Here is an 18,363-nt window from a genome sequence, read left to right as displayed (position 1 = left end):
GTCACGTCGACCGGAGGTCAGCAGTGTCGCAGCGCGTCGACGGCGTCGTCCGCGCGCCAGAACTCGCCGATCAGCCGGAAGCCGCCCGTCGCCAGATGGAGCCGCTCCGCCCGGTACCGGAGGCCGAGAGGATCGGCCACCACGCGCAGGTGGCCGAGGACGTGCTCGCGGCTGTCCTGTACGCGCCACAGGTGATCGGCGGCACGGACGAGGTGCTCTCGCCGGGACGCGAGCGGCGGGGCTACGAGGGGGATTCCGGGAGCAGGGATCGAAGCGGTGGTGGTGGCGGTCATGGTCTCTCCTTCCATGGTTCGAACATACGACCGACCACCGACATTGGCCCGCGCATCGATATCCGGCGGTGACCTGGCTTCTTCTGCACGGATGACGGTTGCCTTAGCCCGTCCACAGATCGCGCGATCGTGCCCCTGCAACCTGCTCCGCGAGGTGCACGCTGGAGGGCATCCGGCCGCTGAGCCGGCAGCGAGAGGACGAACGCATGATCGACACCGTGACCATCGTGGGGAGAGTCGCGACGGAGCCCACCCCGGGGCGGACGAGTGCGGGGGTGCCCGTCACGAACTTCCGGCTGGCGAGCACGCACCGGCGCTTCGACGCAGCGAGCGGCTCGTGGGTGGATGCGGGGACCAACTGGTTCTCGATCGCCGCCTTCCGCCAGCTCGCGGAGCATGCGCGCGCATCGCTCAGGGTCGGCGACAGCGTCATCGTCTCGGGACGACTGCGCGTACGACCGTGGGAGAGCAATGGCAAGCAGGGGACGAGCGTCGACATCGACGCCGACACGATCGGACACGATCTGCGGTGGGGGACCACCGCGTACCGACCGAGCACCCGTCCGTCTCCCACGGATGTGGAGGTGAGCGGGGACGTCCCGACGACCGATGAGGAAGGGCGCGACGCGTGGGAGCAGCCGGCGGAGGGCGAGGCGGCCTAGACTCTGCTCGTGCTCCGATCGGTCCTGAACTCCCGCGCTGCGGCGCTCGTGCTCGTCGCCGGTCTCTCGGCAGCCGTCCTCGCCGGATGTGCCCCGGAGCCGGAGGTGACGCCGACCCCGACCGGGACGGCCAGTGCCACGCCGACACCGCCGGCCGCGCCTGCTCTGGTGCCGGGCGGGAGCGCCGCAGACAACCTTCCCGTGTTCACCGCAGTGGCCGAACAGGTGTGGGGCACGGAGCAGCGTGCGGAGGGGCGGGCATACGTCGACGGTCTCGTCGCGGCGGGATTCGATCGGGACGCCATGCAGCTCACGCCGGACCAGTCCACGGTCGGGAACCCGGCGGAGAGCATCCAGTTCTCGGTCCGCTGGGGCGAGGAGGAGTGCCTGATCGGACAGGTCGGGCCCTCCACCGGCGCCGTCGTGACCACCGTCATGCCACAGCTCGCCGGCGGGCGCTGTCTGGTGGGCGTGACGCGGCCGATCGACTGGTGACCCGCGTACACAGATAAGCCCGCTCACGGCCGGTAGGCTGGAGTGTCGATCTTCGACGCCAACAGAAGGAGCGGTTTTCGGTGGCTGAGTACATCTACTCCATGGTTCGTGCCCGCAAGGCGGTGGGTGAGAAGCTCATCCTGGACGACGTCACGATGGCGTTCCTGCCGGGCGCGAAGATCGGCATGGTCGGCCCCAACGGCGCCGGAAAGTCGACGATCCTCAAGATCATGGCGGGGCTCGACACGCCCTCCAACGGTGAGGCCAAGCTCTCGCCGGGCTATTCCGTGGGCATCCTCATGCAGGAGCCCGAGCTCGACGAGTCGAAGACGGTCCTGGAGAACATCCAGGACGGCATCGCCATCAAGGCCAAGGTCGACCGGTTCAACGAGATCTCCGCGCTGATGGCCGACCCGGACGCCGACTTCGATGCGCTGCTCGCGGAGATGGGTACGCTGCAGGAGGAGATCGACGCGGCGGACGGCTGGGACCTCGATTCCCAGCTCGAGCAGGCGATGGACGCCCTGCGCACCCCGCCCGGCGACGCGGCCATCGCTCCGCTCTCCGGTGGCGAGAAGCGCCGTGTGGCGCTGGCCAAGCTGCTGCTGCAGAAGCCCGACCTGCTGCTCCTCGACGAGCCCACCAACCACCTCGACGCGGAGAGCGTGCTCTGGCTCGAGCAGCACCTCCAGTCGTACAAGGGCGCCGTGATCGCGATCACCCACGACCGGTACTTCCTCGACCACGTGGCCGAGTGGATCGCCGAGGTCGACCGCGGTCGCCTCATCGGCTACGAGGGCAACTACTCGACGTACCTGGAGAAGAAGGCCGAGCGCCTCGACATCCAGGGCAAGAAGGACGCCAAGCTCGCGAAGCGCCTCAAGGACGAGCTCGACTGGGTCCGCTCCAGCGCGAAGGGCCGCCAGACCAAGTCGAAGGCCCGTCTCGCCCGGTACGAGGAGATGGCGGCCGAGGCGGAGCGGACGAGGAAGCTGGACTTCGAGGAGATCCAGATCCCTGCCGGTCCTCGACTCGGCAACGTGGTCATCGAGGCGAAGAACCTCAAGAAGGGCTTCGACGGGCGCTCGCTCATCGACGGCCTGAGCTTCAGCCTCCCGCCGAACGGCATCGTCGGCGTCATCGGTCCGAACGGCGTCGGAAAGACGACCCTGTTCAAGACCATCGTCGGTCTCGAGCCCCTGGACGGCGGAGACCTGAAGATCGGCGAGACCGTCAAGATCAGCTACGTCGACCAGTCGCGTTCGTCGATCGACCCGAACAAGACCCTGTGGGAGGTCGTGTCCGACGGACTCGACTTCATCACGGTCGGCAAGACCGAGATCCCGTCCCGTGCCTACGTGTCCAAGTTCGGGTTCAAGGGTCCGGACCAGCAGAAGAAGGCCGGCGTGCTCTCCGGTGGTGAGCGCAACCGTCTGAACCTCGCGCTCACCCTCAAGGAGGGCGGCAACCTGCTCCTCCTCGACGAGCCGACCAACGACCTCGACGTCGAGACCCTGAGCTCCCTGGAGAACGCGCTGCTCGAGTTCCCCGGCTGCGCCGTGGTCATCACCCACGACCGGTGGTTCCTCGACCGGATCGCGACGCACATCCTCGCGTACGAGGGCACGGACGAGAAGCCCGACCAGTGGTACTGGTTCGAGGGCAACTTCGAGGCCTACGAGCAGAACAAGATCGAGCGCCTCGGGCCGGACGCGGCCAAGCCCCACCGCTCGACCCACCGCAAGCTCACGCGCGACTGAGCCGGTCATGAGCACCGACTCGCCGGGTTCCCGCCTGCACATCCCGATCCAGCTCCGCTGGGGCGATCTGGATGCGTTCAACCACGTCAACAACACCTCGATGCTGAAGCTGCTCGAGGAGGCGCGCGTCCGCGCGTTCTGGCGGGCGGGACCCGGCGAGCAGGCGCCGTCCACGGCCGTCCTCGACTCCGGGATCGAGGAAGGCATCCTGACGCTCATCGCGCGGCAGGAGATCGAGTACCTCGCTCCGGTGCCGTATCAGCGCCGCCCGTTGGAGGTGCAGATGTGGTTCGGGAAGCTCGGTGGCTCGAGCGTCGAGGTCTGCTACGAGGTGCACAACGACCCGGCCGCCGAGCCGCGTGAACTCTACGCGCGGTCCACGGCCGTCATCGTGCTCGTCGACGCGGGCACGGGACGGCCGACACGCCTGACGGCGGAGATGCGCGAGGCATGGGAGCCGTACGTCGGCCCCTCCATCGAGTACGCCCACCGCTGAGCGCCGGTCAGCGATCCTCCGGGACGCGGATCATGATCTCCTGCGCGACGCTCGCGACCAGCGCGCCCTCACGGGTGTACACCCGCCCCGTGGCCAGACCGCGACCGCCCCGGGCGCTCGGCGACTCCTGCACGTAGAGGAGCCATTCGTCCACGCGGGCCGGACGATGCCACCACATCGCGTGGTCCAGGCTCGCGACCTTCAACCCGGGCAGCGACCATGACACTCCGTGGGCGCGAAGGATCGACTCCTGGATCGTCATGTCGCTGAGGTAGGCGAGCGCGGCCCGATGCAGCCGCTGGTCGTCGGGGAGCGGGGCACGCAGCCGCATCCACACCGCCTGCCGAGGAACGCGTTCGTCGTCGTTCGGCAGGTAGAGCGGGGAGTCGACGTGGCGGATGTCCGCGGCGCGCTCGCTCAGCATGCGCCGTGCACCGCCGGCGAGGCCCGGCACCCGGTCCTCATCGGGCACGAGGTCCTCGGGGACAGGGATACCGGCGGGCATGGGCTCGGCGTGCTCCACTCCGGGGTCGGCGTCCTGGAACGAGGCGATCATCGAGAAGATCGGGACGCCGTTCTGGTATGCCTGAGTCCGACGGGTGGAGAACGAGCGGCCGTCGTGGATGCGGTCGACGGCGATGGTGATGCCCTGGCTCGCGTCGCCGGGGCGGAGGAAGTACCCGTGCATCGAGTGGACGGCCCGGTCCTCCGGCAGCGTGCGCTCCGCGGCCACGAGGGTCTGCGCGAGCACCTGACCGCCGTAGATGCGGCCGCTCGGCATCGGGTGCGACGAACCGGTGAAGATGTCCTCGGTGGTCCGCGCCTGGGTGGCGTCGAGGTCGAGGACGTCGAGAAGACGCTCCACGGTCTGGATGGCGTGCTCGTCGGCGCTCATGTGTTCCCCTCCGCGGCCCCGGGTCGCCGCTCGTTGGTAGTTTAGAACGCGTGACCCCTCAGCTCCTGCTCGCCGATCCGGACACGGCGAAGGATGTCCTCACGTTCACGGGCCGCGCGGCCCGGGTGTCTGACGAAGGGGTTCGCCTGCAGGCCCATCACGGCGTCCTGGCGCTCACGACGGCGGTCCTCGCACCTCAGGGGCTCTTCGACCAGACGCCGACGATCCTCGCCATGCGCATCGTCCGTGCCGATCCGGAGCTCGAGTGCGACCTCGTGATCGACGCCCTGAGCCCGACGGACGACCCGCAGCGCCTCGGGCTGCCCGAGACCGCCCTCTCGCCCGCATGGGCCGGCGTCGCGCCCCCGCGGCAGGGCTGGCTCGCGGAATCCGTCCTGCCCGCCTCCATCATCGCGCAGCGTGCACAGTGGGGCATCTCCGCGGTCGCCCACGGTGCGGGACCGGGGTCGGGTGAGGAGGCCGTGCGCGCGCTTCGCGCGGCCATCTGGGGCGAGCCGGACGACGACCTCGGCGGATTGCCGCGGGGCGTGGCGTTCGCCGCGGACGCGCTGGGCTTCATCTCCGGTGAAGAGGACGTGACCGTCACGCGGTCCGGCCGCTGGACGAGGCTCGCGTTCCGCCGCGGCCACGTCCTCGCACGGGGCCCCGTCGCCACCGGACTGACGGGGGTGCGGGCCACCGGCTCCACAGCCTGACGTGACCGCAGGCAGGACCAGGGAACAGTGCCGGTTCAGCCGAGCGCAGCCGCCGCGCGTCCCGCCTGACGGCCGGAGAACAGGCACCCGCCGAGGAATGTCCCCTCCAGGGCGCGGTAGCCGTGCGCGCCCCCGCCGCCGAAGCCGCTGGCCTCACCGGCGGCGAAGAGGCCAGGAATCGGTGCGCCGCCTACGTCCAGGGCACGACCGTCGAGATCGGTGTTGATCCCGCCGAGGGACTTCCTGGTCAGCACGTGCAGCTTGACCGCGATCAGCGGTCCTGCGGAGGGATCCTGCAGCCGGTGCGGCGCCGCGGTGCGGATGAGCTTGTCCCCGCGATAGGCCCGCATCGAGCGCAGCATGCCGATCTGCGCATCCTTGCTGAAGTCGTTCGCCATCTCGCGATCGCGAGCGACCACTTCCCGGCGCACGGCATCGATGTCCAGGAGCTCGCCGCCGGGATGAGCCGCCATCTGCTCCAGCAGCGACTCCAGGTCGTTCTCGACGATGAAGTCCTCGCCCTCGTCGAGGAATGACTGCACCGGTCCCGTCGGCCCCTTCGCGAGGCGGGACTTGAGCAGCAGCGCCACATCCTTGCCGGTGAGGTCGGGGTTCTGCTCGCTGCCGGACAGCGCGAACTCCTTCTCCACGATCTGCCGCGAGGTCACGAACCAGGAGTGGTCGTGGCCCGTCCGCCGCAGGTGCTCGAGCGTGCCGAGGGTGTCGAAGCCGGGGAAGAGCGGAACGGGGAGCCGGTGTCCGGTCGCGTCGAGCCACAGCGACGACGGCCCTGGCAGGATGCGGATGCCGTGCTGCGGCCACACCGGGTTCCAGTTCGTGATGCCCTCCACGTAGTGCCACATCCGGTCGCCGTTGATGAGGCGGGCGCCGGCGGTGGCGCTCACGGCCTGCATCGAGCCGTCGACATAGGCGGGCACGCCGGAGAGCATGTGCGCCGGGGGAGTGCCGAGGCGCGGGGGCCAGGCCGCGCGGACGAGGTCATGGTTTCCGCCGATGCCCCCCGAGGCCACGATCGTCGCCGTCGCGTCGATCTCGAAGGCGCCGATGACCTCGCGCGAGGAGGGGATGCCGCGTGCGGCACCATCCGACGCCAGCACGCTCCCGCGCGCGCCGGTCACGCGTCCGTCGGTGAGGATGAGCTCCTCGACGCGGTGTCTGGCGAGGACGGTGAGTCGTCCCTCGCGCTCACCCTGCTCGACGGCGGCCGCAAACGGGGCGACGATCCCCGGCCCGGTGCCCCACGTGATGTGGAAGCGAGGGACCGAGTTGCCGGGGCCGAGGGCGCCGTAGCCGCCCCGCTCAGCCCACCCGACCACCGGGAAGAAGCCGACGCCGCGGGCACGGAGCCACGAGCGCTTCTCGCCGGCCGCGAACTGCAGATAGGCCTCGGCCCAGCGCCGTGGCCACTCGTCCTCGGGTCGGTCGAATCCCGCGGTACCGAACCAGTCCTGGGTCGCGAGCTCGAGCGAGTCGCTGATGCCGAGGCGGCGCTGCTCCGGGGAGTCCACGAGGAACAGCCCGCCGAAGGACCACCACGCCTGCCCGCCGAGGTTCGTGCGGGGCTCCTGGTCGACGATGACGACGCGGCGCCCGGCCTCGAGGGCTTCCGCGGCCGCGACGAGACCCGCCAACCCCCAACCGATCACCAGGACGTCTGCGGTCGGGGGTGTGGTCGTCATGGGTTCTCCGTTGATTCCTGACGGGAGCGGGTCTCCAGGGTCGTGCGCCCCTGGGGTGCCGTGCCGATGCCGGACGGCTCGAATGTGTTCACCATGGCATAGGCGGCGCGCTCCAGGTAGTCCCAGAGGGTGGTTTCGTGCAACGGGGACAACTGCGCCTCGTCGAGAGCCGTGCGCATGTGACGGAGCCAACGATCGCGTGCGTCGGGATCCACATGGAACGGCATGTGCCTCATCCGCAGCCGGGGGTGCCCTCGGGTCTCGCCGTAGGTGGTCGGGCCGCCCCAGTACTGCTCGAGGAACAGCAGCAGCCGCTCCTCCGCGGGACCGAGGTCTTCCTCCGGGTACATCGGCTTGAGCACGGGATCGAGGGCGACCTCGCGATAGAACACCGAGACGATCTTCGCGAACGTCTCGCGGCCGCCGACCTCGTCGTAGAACGTCACTTGTCTGCACTCCCGTCGCCGCCGGTGTTCTTCTTGCGTCGCCAGATGCCGCGGTCGGGGATGACGGGCACCCCGGTGACGGCGTTGGGGCGCGTCTTCGGCGGGTTGGCGCCCCGGACGCGGCGCGCACCCTCCAGTCCGGTGGGCACGACGTCCGCGAGACGCGGCACGTCGATCTCCTTCTCCAGCAGAGCGGCCCGGAGGCGGCGTCGGAGCTCCTGTGCCACGTCGTCCCGCGCGTTCGCCCTGGTCTTGATGACGGCCCGGACGACGAGCGCATCCCCGTCGATGGACTCGAGGCCCCACAGCTCCGGCTTCTCCACGATGCGCGTGCGCCACTTCGGGTCCTTCGCCAGTCCCTGCGCGGTCTCCAGAAGGATCTGCTCGACCTGCTCGAGGTCGGAATCCGGGGCGACACCGATGTCGACGATCGCCCGCGCCCAGCCCTGCGACATGTTCCCGATGCGGGTGACCTCGCCGTTGCGGACGTACCAGAGCGTCCCGTTCACGTCCCGCACCTGGGTCACGCGCACGCTGACGTATTCGACGACGCCGCTCGCCAGCCCGAGGTCGACGACGTCTCCGATGCCGATCTGGTCCTCGGCGACGAGGAAGATCCCGTTCAGCACGTCCTTGACGATGTTCTGGGCGCCGAAACCCAGGCCGGCGCCGACCGCTGCCGTGAGGAGGGTGAGCGATCCGAGGAGAGCGTTGTCGATCGCGTTGACGATGAGGATGATCGCGATGATGACGAGCATCACGTTCACGATGTTCTGCAGGATGGTGCCGAGCGTTCGGGTGCGCTGCACGAGGCGCATGTCCGCGAGCGGGGAGCGTTCCAGCGCCTGCGTGTCGTCGACGGCGGCCTTGTTCTTGGCGGTGTCCACGATGCGGTGCACGACGCGGGTGATCACCCGGCGCAGCACGAGCGCGATGAGGACGCAGGCGCCGATGATCATCGCGATCTTGAGGAGCTTGCCGCCGACCGTGGTCAGCACGGCGAGCATGTCCTGCACCCACGGCGGGAGTTCGGCGGGCGTCGGCGCGGGGGTCGTCTCGGCGGAAATCAGCATCGTCTCGATGGTACCGAGCGGGCCTCTGCGCCGGCTGGAAGAGCGGCGGCAGAGGCCCGTGTCGTGTCGGTGGCGGAGGGTCAGTCCTCGGCGTCGCGGGACTGCGCGGCGAGAGCGCGCTCCACGTCCGCGAGGTTCTCCAGAACGAGACGGCGCAGCGCGGGCGGCGCGTCCTGGTGCGCGGAGAGCCATCCGCGCGTCGCGTCGCGCAGGGCGACGTCCGCGAGCGCGGTGGGGAACAGCCCGACGACCAGGTACTGGGCGATCTGGTAGGTCCGCGACTCCCACACCGGCAGGAGCATGTCGAAGTACTGCGACACGAAGGCACCGAGCACCTCGGCACCCGCCGGGTGGACGAAACCGAGGGCTGCGGAGCGGACGATCGTGTTCGGGGCGTCGTCGCGCGCGATCAGCGCGTCCCAGGCCTGCTGCTTCGCTGCGGCGTCCGGAAGAGCCGCGCGCGCCTGCGCGGCGAACTCCGCGCCCTTGGCCGTGTTGTCGGCGGCCAGCGCGGCGTCGATGGCACCGGCGTCGGTCGCGCCGATCGTCGCAAGGCCGACGAGGAGCTGCCAGCTCAGGTCGGCGTCCACGTCGAGTCCGGGGAGCGTCTCCTCGCCCGAGCGCAGACGGCCGACGATGCCGGCGTGCTCCGGCGTCACCAGGTTGTTCGCGAAGGCGGTGACGAACTGGAGCTGGCTGTCGCTGCCGGCCTCCGCCGACTCGGCGAGCGCCCAGAGACCGTCGGCCACCTTCAGCCGTGCGGTTTCGCGCTCCGCCGGAGCGACGTAGAGCGTCGCGGCCGTCCGCAGCTGCGCGAGCGTGGTCCGGACCGTGGTGGACTCGGTCTCCCGACCGATGTTGCCGAGGACGAGGTCGATGTAGTCGGATGCGGGCGTCTCCGCGTCGCGGGTCTGGTCCCAGGCCGCACCCCACACGAGCGAGCGGGCGAGGGGGTCGTGGATGTCGGCGAGGTGGGCGATCGCGGTCGCGAGCGACTTCTCGTCGAGACGGATCTTCGCGTACGCGAGGTCGTCGTCGTTGAGGAGGATGAGATCGGGGCGAGCCAGGCCCTGGAGCTCGGGCACCTCGGTGCGGTCACCGTCCACGTCCACCTCGATGTGGTGGGTGCGCGTGAGCGCGCCGTCCTGCAGCGAGTAGAAGCCGATGCCGAGACGGTGCGGACGGATGGTCGGGTAGTCGGCCGGAGCCGTCTGAGTGATGGCGAAGCGCGAGATCTTCCCGTTGTCGTCCTCGGCCACGACCGGCTCGAGAGTGTTGACGCCGGCCGTCTCCAGCCACTTCTTGGACCAGGTGCCGAGGTCGCGACCGCTCGTGGCCTCCAGCTCGGACAGCAGGTCGCTGAGCTCGGTGTTACCCCAGGAGTGCTTCTGGAAGTACTGCGAGACACCGGCGAAGAACGCCTCGATGCCGACCCACGCGGCGAGCTGCTTCAGGACGGAGCCGCCCTTGGCGTAGGTGATCCCATCGAAGTTCACCTGCACGTCCTCGAGGTCGTTGATCTCGGCGACGATCGGGTGGGTCGAGGGGAGCTGGTCCTGGCGGTAGGCCCAGGTCTTCTCCATGGCGTTGAACGTGGTCCAGGCTTCGGTCCACTCGGTCGCCTCGGCGGTCGCGATGGTCGAGGCCCACTCGGCGAACGACTCGTTCAGCCAGAGGTCGTTCCACCACTTCATGGTGACGAGGTCGCCGAACCACATATGCGCGAGCTCGTGCAGGATCGTGACGACGCGACGCTCCTTGACGGCGTCCGTGACCTTGCTGCGGAAGACGTACGTCTCGGTGAACGTCACGGCGCCCGCGTTCTCCATGGCGCCGGCGTTGAACTCCGGCACGAAGAGCTGGTCGTACTTGGCGAACGGGTACGGCACGCCGAACTTCGACTCGAAGTAGGCGAAGCCCTCTCGGGTCTTGTCGAAGATGTAGTCGGCGTCGAGGTGCTGCCAGAGGCTCTTGCGGCCGTAGACGCCGAGCGGGATCACCCGGCCGGACGCGCTGGTGAGCTCCGAGAAGGTGGCCTCGTACGGTCCTGCGACGAGAGCCGTGATGTAGGAAGAGATCCGGGGCGTGGGCTCGAAGCCCCAGGTGGCCGAGACGCCGTCGTCGTGGACGATCGGCTCGGGCGTGGGGGAGTTGGAGACGACCTTCCACTCCGCGGGAGCGGTCACCGTGAACTGGAAGGTGGCCTTGAGGTCGGGCTGCTCGAAGACGGCGAACACGCGACGGGAGTCGGGCACCTCGAACTGCGAGTAGAGGTACACCTCGCCGTCCACCGGGTCGACGAAGCGGTGCAGGCCCTCGCCGGTGTTCGTGTAGAGGCAGTCGGCGTCGACGACGAGGACGTTCTCCTCCTGCAGACCGGCGAGCGCGATCCGGGAGTCTGCGAAGACCTCGCGCGGGTCGAGCTGCTCTCCGTTGAGCGAGATCTCGCGCACGTCACGGGCGATGAGGTCGATGAAGGTGAAGCTGTCGGGGGACGCGGAGAAGCGCACGACGCTCCGGGAGCCGAAGACCTCGGCGCCCTTGGTCAGATCGAGGGCGACCTCATAGGAGTGCGTGTCGACGACGTCGCGGCGCTCCTGCGCTTCGGTTCGGGTGAGGTTCTCTCCAGGCAAAGCTGTACTCCCAGGGGTGAGGGGATGTAACCGGGGTCGGCGCAGTTGGCGCCGACGGCAACCATGACAGCCTACGCCAGAGCGACGCGCGCGCCGTCGATCCTCACGGACCGGGGATAGTCACGGTCGTGCGGACGCTCGTCGTCCGCGGAGGTGGGAAGATGGAGGGGTGACCGCGATCGAGCCGAATGTCGTTCCCTTTGCCTCGCCCGCCGCTGCCGGCGGCGACCCCTATGTGACCACGCCCGTCGCCTACGACGCCATCCTCTTGGCGAGCTTCGGCGGCCCGGAGGGTCAGGAGGACGTGATCCCCTTCCTCCGGAACGTGACGCGCGGTCGGGGCATCCCGGATGAGCGTCTGGAGGAGGTCGCGCACCACTACCGTCACTTCGGCGGGGTGAGCCCGATCAACGGTCAGAACCGTGTGCTCAAGGACGCGCTGGAGAAGGCGCTCGTGGCCCGGGGGATCGACCTCCCCGTGTACTGGGGCAACCGCAACTGGGGTCCGTACCTCGAGGACGTGCTGCCCGAGGCGTCCGCGAACGGTCACACGACCCTCCTCGCCTTCGCCACGAGCGCGTACAGCTCGTTCTCCAGCTGCCGCCAGTACCGCGAGGACTTCGCTCGCGTACTGACGGACACCGGCCTCGGCGAGACGGTCACCATCGACAAGATCCGTCCCTTCTACGACCACCCCGGCTTCGTCGAGGCCTTCGAGGCGGGCGTGCGGGAGTCGGTGCAGGGCTATCTCGACCAGGGCTTCGCGCCGACCGAGATCCAGGTCCTCTTCTCCACGCACAGCATCCCGACCGCCGACGCCGAGCGCTCCGGCGCCCGCGACATCGACTGGGGCGAGGGCGGGGCCTACGCCGCGCAGCACCTCGCCGTGTCGGAGTGGACGATGGAGCAGGTGCGCGCCGCCATCCCGGGAGCCGCCGACGTGCCGTGGGAGCTCGTCTACCAGTCCCGTTCGGGCCCCGCGTCGCAGCCCTGGCTGGAGCCCGATGTCTGCGACGTGATCGCGGAGCTCCCGGTGCGCGGTCGTAAGGCGGTCATCGTGGTCCCCGTCGGCTTCATGAGCGACCACATGGAGGTCCTCTGGGATCTCGACACCGAGGCCGCCGAGGCCGCGGAGGAGGCGGGCCTCGCCTTCGTCCGCACGCCGACGCCCGGCGTCCGCGAGGCGTTCGTGGAGGGCATCGTCGATCTCATCGAGGAGCGCCTGCAGGGTCGCCCGAACGCGGAGCGTCCGCACGTCACCGATCTGCCCGGCGCGTTCGACGTCTGCCGTCCCGGGTGCTGCGAGAACGTGCGCGCGGGGTTCAAGCCCGCGGCAGCCGGCATCGCCCCCTGAGTCCCGGACACCGGATCCTAGGATGGAGACCATGCGCATCCACATCGCCACCGATCACGCCGGACTCGAGTTCTCGACGCGGCTGCAGGAGCATCTCCGCGCCGCGGGGCACGAGGTGATCGACCACGGTCCGGTGGAGTACGACGCGCTCGACGACTACCCGGCCTTCTGCATCCGGGCGGCGCAGGCCGTCGTCGTCGATCAGGCGACAGGGGTGCCGGCGCTCGGTATCGTCTTCGGCGGCTCGGGCAACGGCGAGCAGATCGCCGCGAACAAGGTCGCCGGGGTCCGCGCGGCGCTCGTCTGGAACCTCTCCACGGCCGAGCTCGCGCGGGAGCACAACGACGCGAACGTCATCTCCATCGGCGCGCGTCAGCACACCTACGACGAGGTCACGGCGTTCATCGACAGGTTCATCGCCACGCCGTTCTCCGGCGACGAGCGGCACGTCCGGCGCATCGGACAGATCGCCGACTTCGAGCGCGACGGCTCGCTCCTCCCGGACCCCCGGGCCTGACATGCCCGAGGGACATTCCGTCCACCGCATCGCGCGGCAGTTCGATCGCAACTTCGTCGGCAAGACGATGAGCGCCTCCAGCCCGCAGGGACGTTTCGCCGAGGGCGCCGCCGTGCTCGACGGGCGCCAGGCCGTGAGCGTGCAGGCCGTCGGCAAGCAGATGTTCCTCGAGGCGGAGGGCGACCTCTGGCTGCGTGTGCACCTCGGCCTCTACGGCGCGTGGGACTTCGCGGGGGAGATCCTCGTCGATCCCACCATCGCGTCGGCCAACGGACGGATGGGGCAGACCAATCAGCGCGGCACCACACTCGACGAGGCGATCCTCGACGACGCGGGGGAGAACTCCCTCGCCTCGATCGGGGCTCCGCGGCGCGCCAGGGTCCACGTGCGGATGTCCGAGCAGACCAAGGGGCTGACCGACGAGGTCGACGAATGGCCTCCGCCCGTGGTGTGTCAGGTGCGTCTCCGTCTCATGACCGACATCACCGTGGCCGACCTGCGCGGTCCCACCGCGTGCGTGCTGCAGACGCCGGAGGAGATGCTGGCGACCGTGGCCAAGCTCGGCCCCGATCCGCTCGTCGGCGATCCGGCGGAGAACGAGGAGCGGTTCGTCCGCGCCGTGCGGAAGAAGCCCACCCCGATCGCGCTGCTGCTGATGGACCAGGCGGTCGTCAGCGGCATCGGCAACGTGTACCGCGCCGAGATGCTCTACCGGCAGCGGCTGAACCCGCACACGCCGGGCCGCGACGTCCCGGAGGACGTCGTCAGGGCGCTCTGGCACGACTGGGTGCGGCTGCTGGCCATCGGTGTGGAGACCGGTCAGATGATGACCATGGACGGACTGTCTCCTGAGCAGTACCGCGCCGCGATGGCCAGCCGCGACGACCGCCACTGGGTCTACCACCGCGCCGGCCTGCCGTGCCGGGTGTGCGGGACCGAGATCGCCCTGGAGGAGATCGGCGCCCGCAAGCTGTACTGGTGCCCGCGCTGTCAGGCCTGAGGGCGGGATCCCCGGGGCTTCCGCCGCTCTAAGCTGGGATCCATGCGACAGAATCCGAGCTTCACGCTCGCCGATGTGGCCGAGATCCGCCGCGTCATCGACGCCAACCCGTGGGCGACGGTGGTGAGTGCGCCTGAGGATGGTCTGGTCGCCTCGCACTATGCCGTCCTCCTCGACGACGACCGCGATGATCTGACGGTCGTGGGGCACGTGGGCCGCCCGGACGACGCCATCCACGGTCTGGGGGACCGGGAGATCCTGCTTGCCTTCCAAGGGCCGCACGGGTACGTCTCGCCGGGCTGGTACGGCGACGTCCCCGCCGTCCCCACCTGGAACTACACCGCGGTGCACCTGTCGGGCGTTCCCGAGATCCTCAGCACCGCGGAGAATCTCCGTGTGCTCGATGCCCTCGTCGCGCGGTTCGAGTCGCGCCTGCCCGACCCGCGCCTGATGTGGGAGCGTCCGAACGACGCGGCCTTCATCGAGAGACTCGAATCCGGAACGGTCGGCTTCCGCCTCACCCCGACGAAGGTCGTCGCCAAGCGGAAGCTGAGCCAGAACAAGCCCGCGGAGACCATCGAGGCGGTGATCGCGGCGCTGCACGCCGAAGGGCCGTACGAGAACGCCGCCCTCGCCGCGGAGATGCGTCGTGCACAGGACGCACGGACGGGTGGCGGCGCGTGAGCGCCCTCGGAGTCGAGGTCGGAACGGTCCGTGCCGTCCGCCCCGTGGGTCCGGGGCGGGAGTTCCTGCTGGACGATGAGCCGGTCGACCTCCACCTCGCCGACGGGCACATCGTCGACATCGCACCGACCGGAGCGCTGCCCGCCCGTGGAGAGGTCATCGAAGCGGACGGTGCCTGGGCGGTCCCCGGGCTGTGGGACAACCACGTGCACACCGTGCAGTGGGCTCTGGCGGCGGAGCGCGTGCCCTTGGACGAGGCGGACTCGGCCGCAGCGGCCGCGAGACTGATGCGCGACGCTCCGGTCCTCCCCGATGGAAGACGGATCGGCACGGGGTTCCGGGACGCGCTGTGGCCTGACCGGCCATCCGTGTCCGCGCTCGATGCCGAAACCGGCGTCGTGCCGACCTACCTGATCAACGCGGACGTGCACAGCGTCTGGCTGAACTCGGCGGCCTTGGCGCGCGAGGGCTTCCGCGGGGACGACGGTCTGCTCCGCGAGGAGGACGCGTTCGAGATCTCCCGACGCCTGAATGCCGTCGACCCTGCCCACAGCGATGAGGCGGTCATCCGTGCGGGGGCGGCGGCCTCAGCGCGTGGCGTGACCGGTATGGTCGACTTCGACATGGCGTGGAACGCCGATGCCTGGCCGCGACGGATCCTCGCGGGCTTCGCCGCGCACCGTGTCGAGTTCGCGTTCTATCGGGCGGATCTCGATCGGGCGATCACCGCGGGCCTCCGGACGGGGGAGCGCCTCGCGGTGTCGGATCCGACCGGGCTGGTCGGATCCCTCGTGCGGGTCGGGTCGTTGAAGGTCATCAGCGACGGCTCGCTCGGCACCCGTACCGCGGCCTGCTCACATTCCTACCCCGGCGACCCCGCGAACTACGGGGTGCTGACTGTACCTCCGGACGAACTCACGGCGCTGCTGACCACGGCGGCGGGAGCCGGGATCGAGGTCGCCGTGCACGCGATCGGCGATCGCGCCGTGACGGCGGCCCTCGACGCCTTCGGCGCCTCCGGGGCCACGGGATCGATGGAGCATGCGCAACTGGTGCGGCACGCGGATCTGGCTCGATTCGCCCGGCTCGGGGTGCGTGCGAGCGTCCAACCCCAGCATGCGGTGGACGACCGCGACCTGGTCGAGCACCACTGGGCCGGTCAGACGGCCATCGGCTATCCGCTCGCTTCGCTGCGGGCGGCAGGCGCGGAGGTGCGCTTCGGGTCCGATGCGCCGGTCGCCCCCCTGGACCCCTGGCACGCGATCTCCGCGGCCGTCTGGCGGACCGACGACGACCGTGCTGCCTGGCATCCGGAGGAGCGGCTGACGCTGGAGCAGGCGCTCGAAGCGAGTGTCCGCACATCTCTCCGTCCCGGTCAGAGCGCCGACATCGTGATCCTCGGGAGGGATCCTCGCATCGCTGACGCGGCGGGGCTCCGGACGATGCCCGTCACCACGACGCTGCTCGGCGGCCGCCTCACGCACGTCGCCTGAGGCGGCGCGCACACGACGAAGGGCGGCCCCGTATCGGAGCCGCCCTTCGTCGTGAACGTGGTGTCAGGCCGCGATGTGCGACACGAGGAACCAGCGGTCCTTCTCGAGGCCGCGCTGGATCTCGATCGCCACATCCTGGCTCGTGAGGTCGACCTCGTCGAGGCCTTCCACAGCTGCCTTCACATCGACGAGGATCGCGTCGATGTCGGCGATCACGGCGCGGATCAGCTCGTCCGACTGCGCGAAGCCGGCCGGAACGCCGGTGGCGCCGGCCTTCTCGGCGACGGCGTTCACACGCGCGTCGATCGGGAGGCCCAGAGCGACGATGCGCTCGGCGGCGGTGTCGGCGAAGTCACCGGCGTGGGCGACGATCGTGTCGAGCAGCTCGTGCACGCCGACGAAGTTGGCACCGCGGACGTGCCAGTGCGCCTGCTTGCCGTTGACGGTCAGCGCCTGGAGACCGAGGACGACGGGGGAGAGGAACTGCGCCGCACCGGCGGCGACAGTCGGGTCGATGGCGGTGGTGGAAACGGTCTGGGCCTTGCTCATCTTGTGCTCCTCCGAATGAAGTTCTCTGACTGACGAGTACAACGCTACTCAGCCTCAGACATTCCGCAAGGAAGCTGAGGCTCCACTCACTTCCGCGTGATTCCGGGGGAGTGAGGGTAGTCTCGCCTCATGAGCATCGCTGCCGGAGCTTCCATCCTCGCCCTCCCGGATCGCATCCCCGAGCTCGACGACACGGCCTTCGTCGCGGACGGCGCCCGCATCGTGGGCGCGGTCTCCCTCGGACCCGGTGCGAGCGTCTGGTACAACGCCGTGCTCCGCGGTGACTCGGCGCCCATCATCATCGGTCCGGGCAGCAACGTCCAGGACAACGTGTCGATCCACGTCGACGCCGGGCATCCCGTCGTCGTCGGCTCCCAGGTGTCCATAGGCCATAACGCGGTGGTGCACGGCTGCACGATCGGTGACGGCTCTCTCATCGGCATGGGGGCCGTCGTCCTCAGCGGTGCCGTGATCGGAGAGGGCTGCCTGATCGCCGGCGGAGCCGTGGTGCTCGGCGGGACCGAGGTGCCGCCGGGTTCCCTGGTCGCCGGTGTTCCCGCGAAGGTGCGCAGGGCGCTGTCGGACGACGAGCGTGCCTCTCTGGTGGCGAACGCGGCGATCTACCTGGAGCACGCGGCGACGCACGTCCGCGCAACGGAAGCGTAAGGCCCTGCCCCGCTAGGCTGGGCGGTACGGGGCGGTGGCCAAGCTGGTTAAGGCAGTGGGCTCATAACCCAACGATCGTCGGTTCAAGTCCGACCCGCCCTACTACCCGTCTCGTCCGTCGTAATCGTCGCCGCGTTCTCCCGTCTCTCCTCTGGAGGTCTCGACGCCCGTCAGCCTCCGGATCGGAGCAGGAGCCATGACGACCACGAATGTGCCGAACGCGGAGACCCGTCGTCGGATCGAGGACGTGGGGCAGATCGCGTTGCGTCTCGCGATCGCGGCGAGTTTCGCCCTCGCCGTCGCCGACCGCTTCGGGCTCCTCGGCGGCCCGGGGGCTGATGGCGTGTCGTGGGGATCGTGGACGATCTTCCGTGCGTACACGGCGCAGCTCGTCCCTGTCCCCGTCGACCTGGTGGTGGACACGGCGGCCGTGCTGGCGACGGCTCTGGAGACCATCCTCGCTCTGCTGCTGGCCGTCGGGCTGTGGACCCGGCTCGCGGCGGGAGTCGCCGCGCTGCTCACGGTGACGTTCGGCGTGACGATGCTCGTCTTCCTCGGGCCGCTTGCGCCATTCCGATACCCGGTCTTCGTCTTCACGGCCGCCGCGATCCTGCTCGCGGGGCTGAAGCGCTACCGGTGGAGCATCGATGCGCTGCGAAAGGAGGTGCCGGGAGCGGGGAGAGACAACGATGCCCCCGGCACCAGGTAGACGGCGAATGCCTCTACAGACGGACGGACGCGTCGGAAGGGGAAGCGATCCGTCACAGGAGAGATGACGAGGTGACCGTTTCATGACGCCGTTTTCCGCAGGATCACGGCATATTGCGTGTGCCGCGAGAAACCCGTTCGGCCGAACCGCGTAACAGAACGTGCCGTTCTGCATCCCTTTCTGGGGACATCACTCGCGCGGAAGAAGCCAAATGCGCGAGTT

The 18,363-nt window shown here is 69.6% G+C and carries 19 protein-coding genes and 1 tRNA gene; 13 read left to right on the top strand and 7 right to left on the bottom strand.

Annotated elements, in window-relative coordinates:
• Positions 1-17: 17 nt before the first annotated feature.
• Entirely contained in the window at positions 18-293 is a 276-nt protein-coding gene (locus tag AB0N68_RS11505) for a hypothetical protein (RefSeq protein WP_187664023.1), read from the bottom strand.
• A gap of 206 nt (positions 294-499) precedes the next feature.
• Between AB0N68_RS11505 and AB0N68_RS11500 the strand changes: the two genes are divergently transcribed.
• From AB0N68_RS11500 to AB0N68_RS11485, 4 genes are all read left to right on the top strand, one after another.
• Positions 500-955, top strand: a complete 456-nt coding sequence (locus tag AB0N68_RS11500; protein ID WP_187664024.1) for a single-stranded DNA-binding protein — start codon at positions 500-502, stop codon at positions 953-955.
• A gap of 9 nt (positions 956-964) precedes the next feature.
• Complete coding sequence (locus AB0N68_RS11495) at positions 965-1,450, top strand: DUF6993 domain-containing protein (protein WP_259951562.1); 486 nt, start codon at positions 965-967, stop codon at positions 1,448-1,450.
• Positions 1,451-1,530: 80 nt separating this feature from the next.
• Positions 1,531-3,210, top strand: a complete 1,680-nt coding sequence (ettA, locus tag AB0N68_RS11490) for an energy-dependent translational throttle protein EttA (protein ID WP_025103391.1) — start codon at positions 1,531-1,533, stop codon at positions 3,208-3,210.
• A 7-nt stretch (positions 3,211-3,217) separates the two neighbouring features.
• Positions 3,218-3,706 (top strand): acyl-CoA thioesterase, encoded by a 489-nt coding sequence (locus AB0N68_RS11485; RefSeq protein ID WP_187664025.1) that lies wholly within the window; start codon positions 3,218-3,220, stop codon positions 3,704-3,706.
• A 7-nt stretch (positions 3,707-3,713) separates the two neighbouring features.
• On the opposite strand, the gene AB0N68_RS11480 is transcribed toward AB0N68_RS11485, so the two are convergent.
• Positions 3,714-4,601 carry an acyl-CoA thioesterase gene (locus AB0N68_RS11480; RefSeq protein WP_259951561.1) on the bottom strand — a complete coding sequence of 296 codons (888 nt, stop codon included), beginning with the start codon at positions 4,599-4,601 and terminating at the stop codon, positions 3,714-3,716.
• A gap of 50 nt (positions 4,602-4,651) precedes the next feature.
• Here AB0N68_RS11480 and AB0N68_RS11475 point away from each other — a divergent pair, with 50 nt between their 5' ends.
• Complete coding sequence (locus tag AB0N68_RS11475) at positions 4,652-5,317, top strand: DUF8185 domain-containing protein (RefSeq protein ID WP_259951560.1); 666 nt, start codon at positions 4,652-4,654, stop codon at positions 5,315-5,317.
• A gap of 35 nt (positions 5,318-5,352) precedes the next feature.
• Here the strand turns inward: AB0N68_RS11475 and AB0N68_RS11470 are convergent, their stop codons facing one another.
• The 4 genes from AB0N68_RS11470 to pepN form a co-directional block, all read right to left on the bottom strand.
• Positions 5,353-7,017, bottom strand: coding sequence for an FAD-binding dehydrogenase (locus tag AB0N68_RS11470; RefSeq protein WP_259951559.1), 1,665 nt, complete (start codon positions 7,015-7,017; stop codon positions 5,353-5,355).
• Positions 7,014-7,463 (bottom strand): globin, encoded by a 450-nt coding sequence (locus AB0N68_RS11465; RefSeq protein ID WP_259951558.1) that lies wholly within the window; start codon positions 7,461-7,463, stop codon positions 7,014-7,016. Before AB0N68_RS11465 ends, AB0N68_RS11470 begins: the two co-directional genes overlap by 4 nt.
• The gene (locus tag AB0N68_RS11460) at positions 7,460-8,536 is read right to left on the bottom strand and encodes a mechanosensitive ion channel family protein (protein WP_363332724.1); all 1,077 of its coding nucleotides are present in this window, start codon (positions 8,534-8,536) and stop codon (positions 7,460-7,462) included. Before AB0N68_RS11460 ends, AB0N68_RS11465 begins: the two co-directional genes overlap by 4 nt.
• Before the next feature lie 80 nt (positions 8,537-8,616).
• Positions 8,617-11,169 carry an aminopeptidase N gene (pepN, locus tag AB0N68_RS11455; protein WP_280566290.1) on the bottom strand — a complete coding sequence of 851 codons (2,553 nt, stop codon included), beginning with the start codon at positions 11,167-11,169 and terminating at the stop codon, positions 8,617-8,619.
• A 169-nt stretch (positions 11,170-11,338) separates the two neighbouring features.
• Here pepN and AB0N68_RS11450 point away from each other — a divergent pair, with 169 nt between their 5' ends.
• The 5 genes from AB0N68_RS11450 to AB0N68_RS11430 are packed head-to-tail and all read left to right on the top strand — an operon-like array spanning position 11,339 to position 16,217.
• Positions 11,339-12,523 (top strand): ferrochelatase, encoded by a 1,185-nt coding sequence (locus AB0N68_RS11450; protein WP_268776343.1) that lies wholly within the window; start codon positions 11,339-11,341, stop codon positions 12,521-12,523.
• Between the two features lie 31 nt (positions 12,524-12,554).
• Positions 12,555-13,040 carry a ribose-5-phosphate isomerase gene (locus AB0N68_RS11445; RefSeq protein ID WP_136052822.1) on the top strand — a complete coding sequence of 162 codons (486 nt, stop codon included), beginning with the start codon at positions 12,555-12,557 and terminating at the stop codon, positions 13,038-13,040.
• Position 13,041: 1 nt separating this feature from the next.
• Entirely contained in the window at positions 13,042-14,040 is a 999-nt protein-coding gene (locus AB0N68_RS11440) for an Fpg/Nei family DNA glycosylase (protein ID WP_363332721.1), read from the top strand.
• Between the two features lie 42 nt (positions 14,041-14,082).
• Complete coding sequence (locus tag AB0N68_RS11435) at positions 14,083-14,724, top strand: FMN-binding negative transcriptional regulator (protein ID WP_280566285.1); 642 nt, start codon at positions 14,083-14,085, stop codon at positions 14,722-14,724.
• Complete coding sequence (locus tag AB0N68_RS11430) at positions 14,721-16,217, top strand: amidohydrolase (RefSeq protein WP_280566283.1); 1,497 nt, start codon at positions 14,721-14,723, stop codon at positions 16,215-16,217. The genes AB0N68_RS11435 and AB0N68_RS11430 overlap by 4 nt, the downstream gene beginning before the upstream one ends.
• 63 nt (positions 16,218-16,280) lie before the next feature.
• Here AB0N68_RS11430 and AB0N68_RS11425 read toward each other — a convergent pair whose 3' ends face one another.
• Entirely contained in the window at positions 16,281-16,766 is a 486-nt protein-coding gene (locus AB0N68_RS11425) for a Dps family protein (RefSeq protein ID WP_025103404.1), read from the bottom strand.
• Positions 16,767-16,895: 129 nt separating this feature from the next.
• On the opposite strand from AB0N68_RS11425, the gene AB0N68_RS11420 reads away from it, so the two are divergent.
• The 3 genes from AB0N68_RS11420 to AB0N68_RS11410 all read left to right on the top strand — a co-directional run bounded on the left by AB0N68_RS11420 (position 16,896) and on the right by AB0N68_RS11410 (position 18,141).
• Entirely contained in the window at positions 16,896-17,432 is a 537-nt protein-coding gene (locus AB0N68_RS11420; protein ID WP_187664036.1) for a gamma carbonic anhydrase family protein, read from the top strand.
• A 28-nt stretch (positions 17,433-17,460) separates the two neighbouring features.
• A tRNA-Ile gene (locus AB0N68_RS11415) sits at positions 17,461-17,534 on the top strand.
• A 94-nt stretch (positions 17,535-17,628) separates the two neighbouring features.
• A complete protein-coding gene (locus AB0N68_RS11410; protein ID WP_280566280.1) occupies positions 17,629-18,141 on the top strand; it encodes a DoxX family protein in 513 nt (170 codons plus the stop codon).
• Positions 18,142-18,363 lie beyond the last annotated feature (222 nt).

It is taken from the genome of Microbacterium meiriae, from assembly GCF_040685015.1.
GTDB lineage: Bacteria > Actinomycetota > Actinomycetes > Actinomycetales > Microbacteriaceae > Microbacterium > Microbacterium meiriae.
The sequence above is the reverse complement of the archived record's forward strand: the minus strand, read 5'-3'. Positions and strand labels throughout refer to the sequence as shown.

Coding starts and splice junctions, on each gene's coding strand:
- AB0N68_RS11440 (WP_363332721.1), top strand. CDS start 13,042: ATGCCCGAGGGACATTCCGTCCACCGCATCGCGCGGCAGTTCGATCGC.
- AB0N68_RS11505 (WP_187664023.1), bottom strand. CDS start 293: ATGACCGCCACCACCACCGCTTCGATCCCTGCTCCCGGAATCCCCCTC.
- AB0N68_RS11485 (WP_187664025.1), top strand. CDS start 3,218: ATGAGCACCGACTCGCCGGGTTCCCGCCTGCACATCCCGATCCAGCTC.
- AB0N68_RS11445 (WP_136052822.1), top strand. CDS start 12,555: ATGCGCATCCACATCGCCACCGATCACGCCGGACTCGAGTTCTCGACG.
- AB0N68_RS11480 (WP_259951561.1), bottom strand. CDS start 4,601: ATGAGCGCCGACGAGCACGCCATCCAGACCGTGGAGCGTCTTCTCGAC.
- AB0N68_RS11500 (WP_187664024.1), top strand. CDS start 500: ATGATCGACACCGTGACCATCGTGGGGAGAGTCGCGACGGAGCCCACC.
- AB0N68_RS11410 (WP_280566280.1), top strand. CDS start 17,629: ATGACGACCACGAATGTGCCGAACGCGGAGACCCGTCGTCGGATCGAG.
- AB0N68_RS11425 (WP_025103404.1), bottom strand. CDS start 16,766: ATGAGCAAGGCCCAGACCGTTTCCACCACCGCCATCGACCCGACTGTC.
- AB0N68_RS11420 (WP_187664036.1), top strand. CDS start 16,896: ATGAGCATCGCTGCCGGAGCTTCCATCCTCGCCCTCCCGGATCGCATC.
- AB0N68_RS11470 (WP_259951559.1), bottom strand. CDS start 7,017: ATGACGACCACACCCCCGACCGCAGACGTCCTGGTGATCGGTTGGGGG.
- AB0N68_RS11460 (WP_363332724.1), bottom strand. CDS start 8,536: ATGCTGATTTCCGCCGAGACGACCCCCGCGCCGACGCCCGCCGAACTC.
- AB0N68_RS11435 (WP_280566285.1), top strand. CDS start 14,083: ATGCGACAGAATCCGAGCTTCACGCTCGCCGATGTGGCCGAGATCCGC.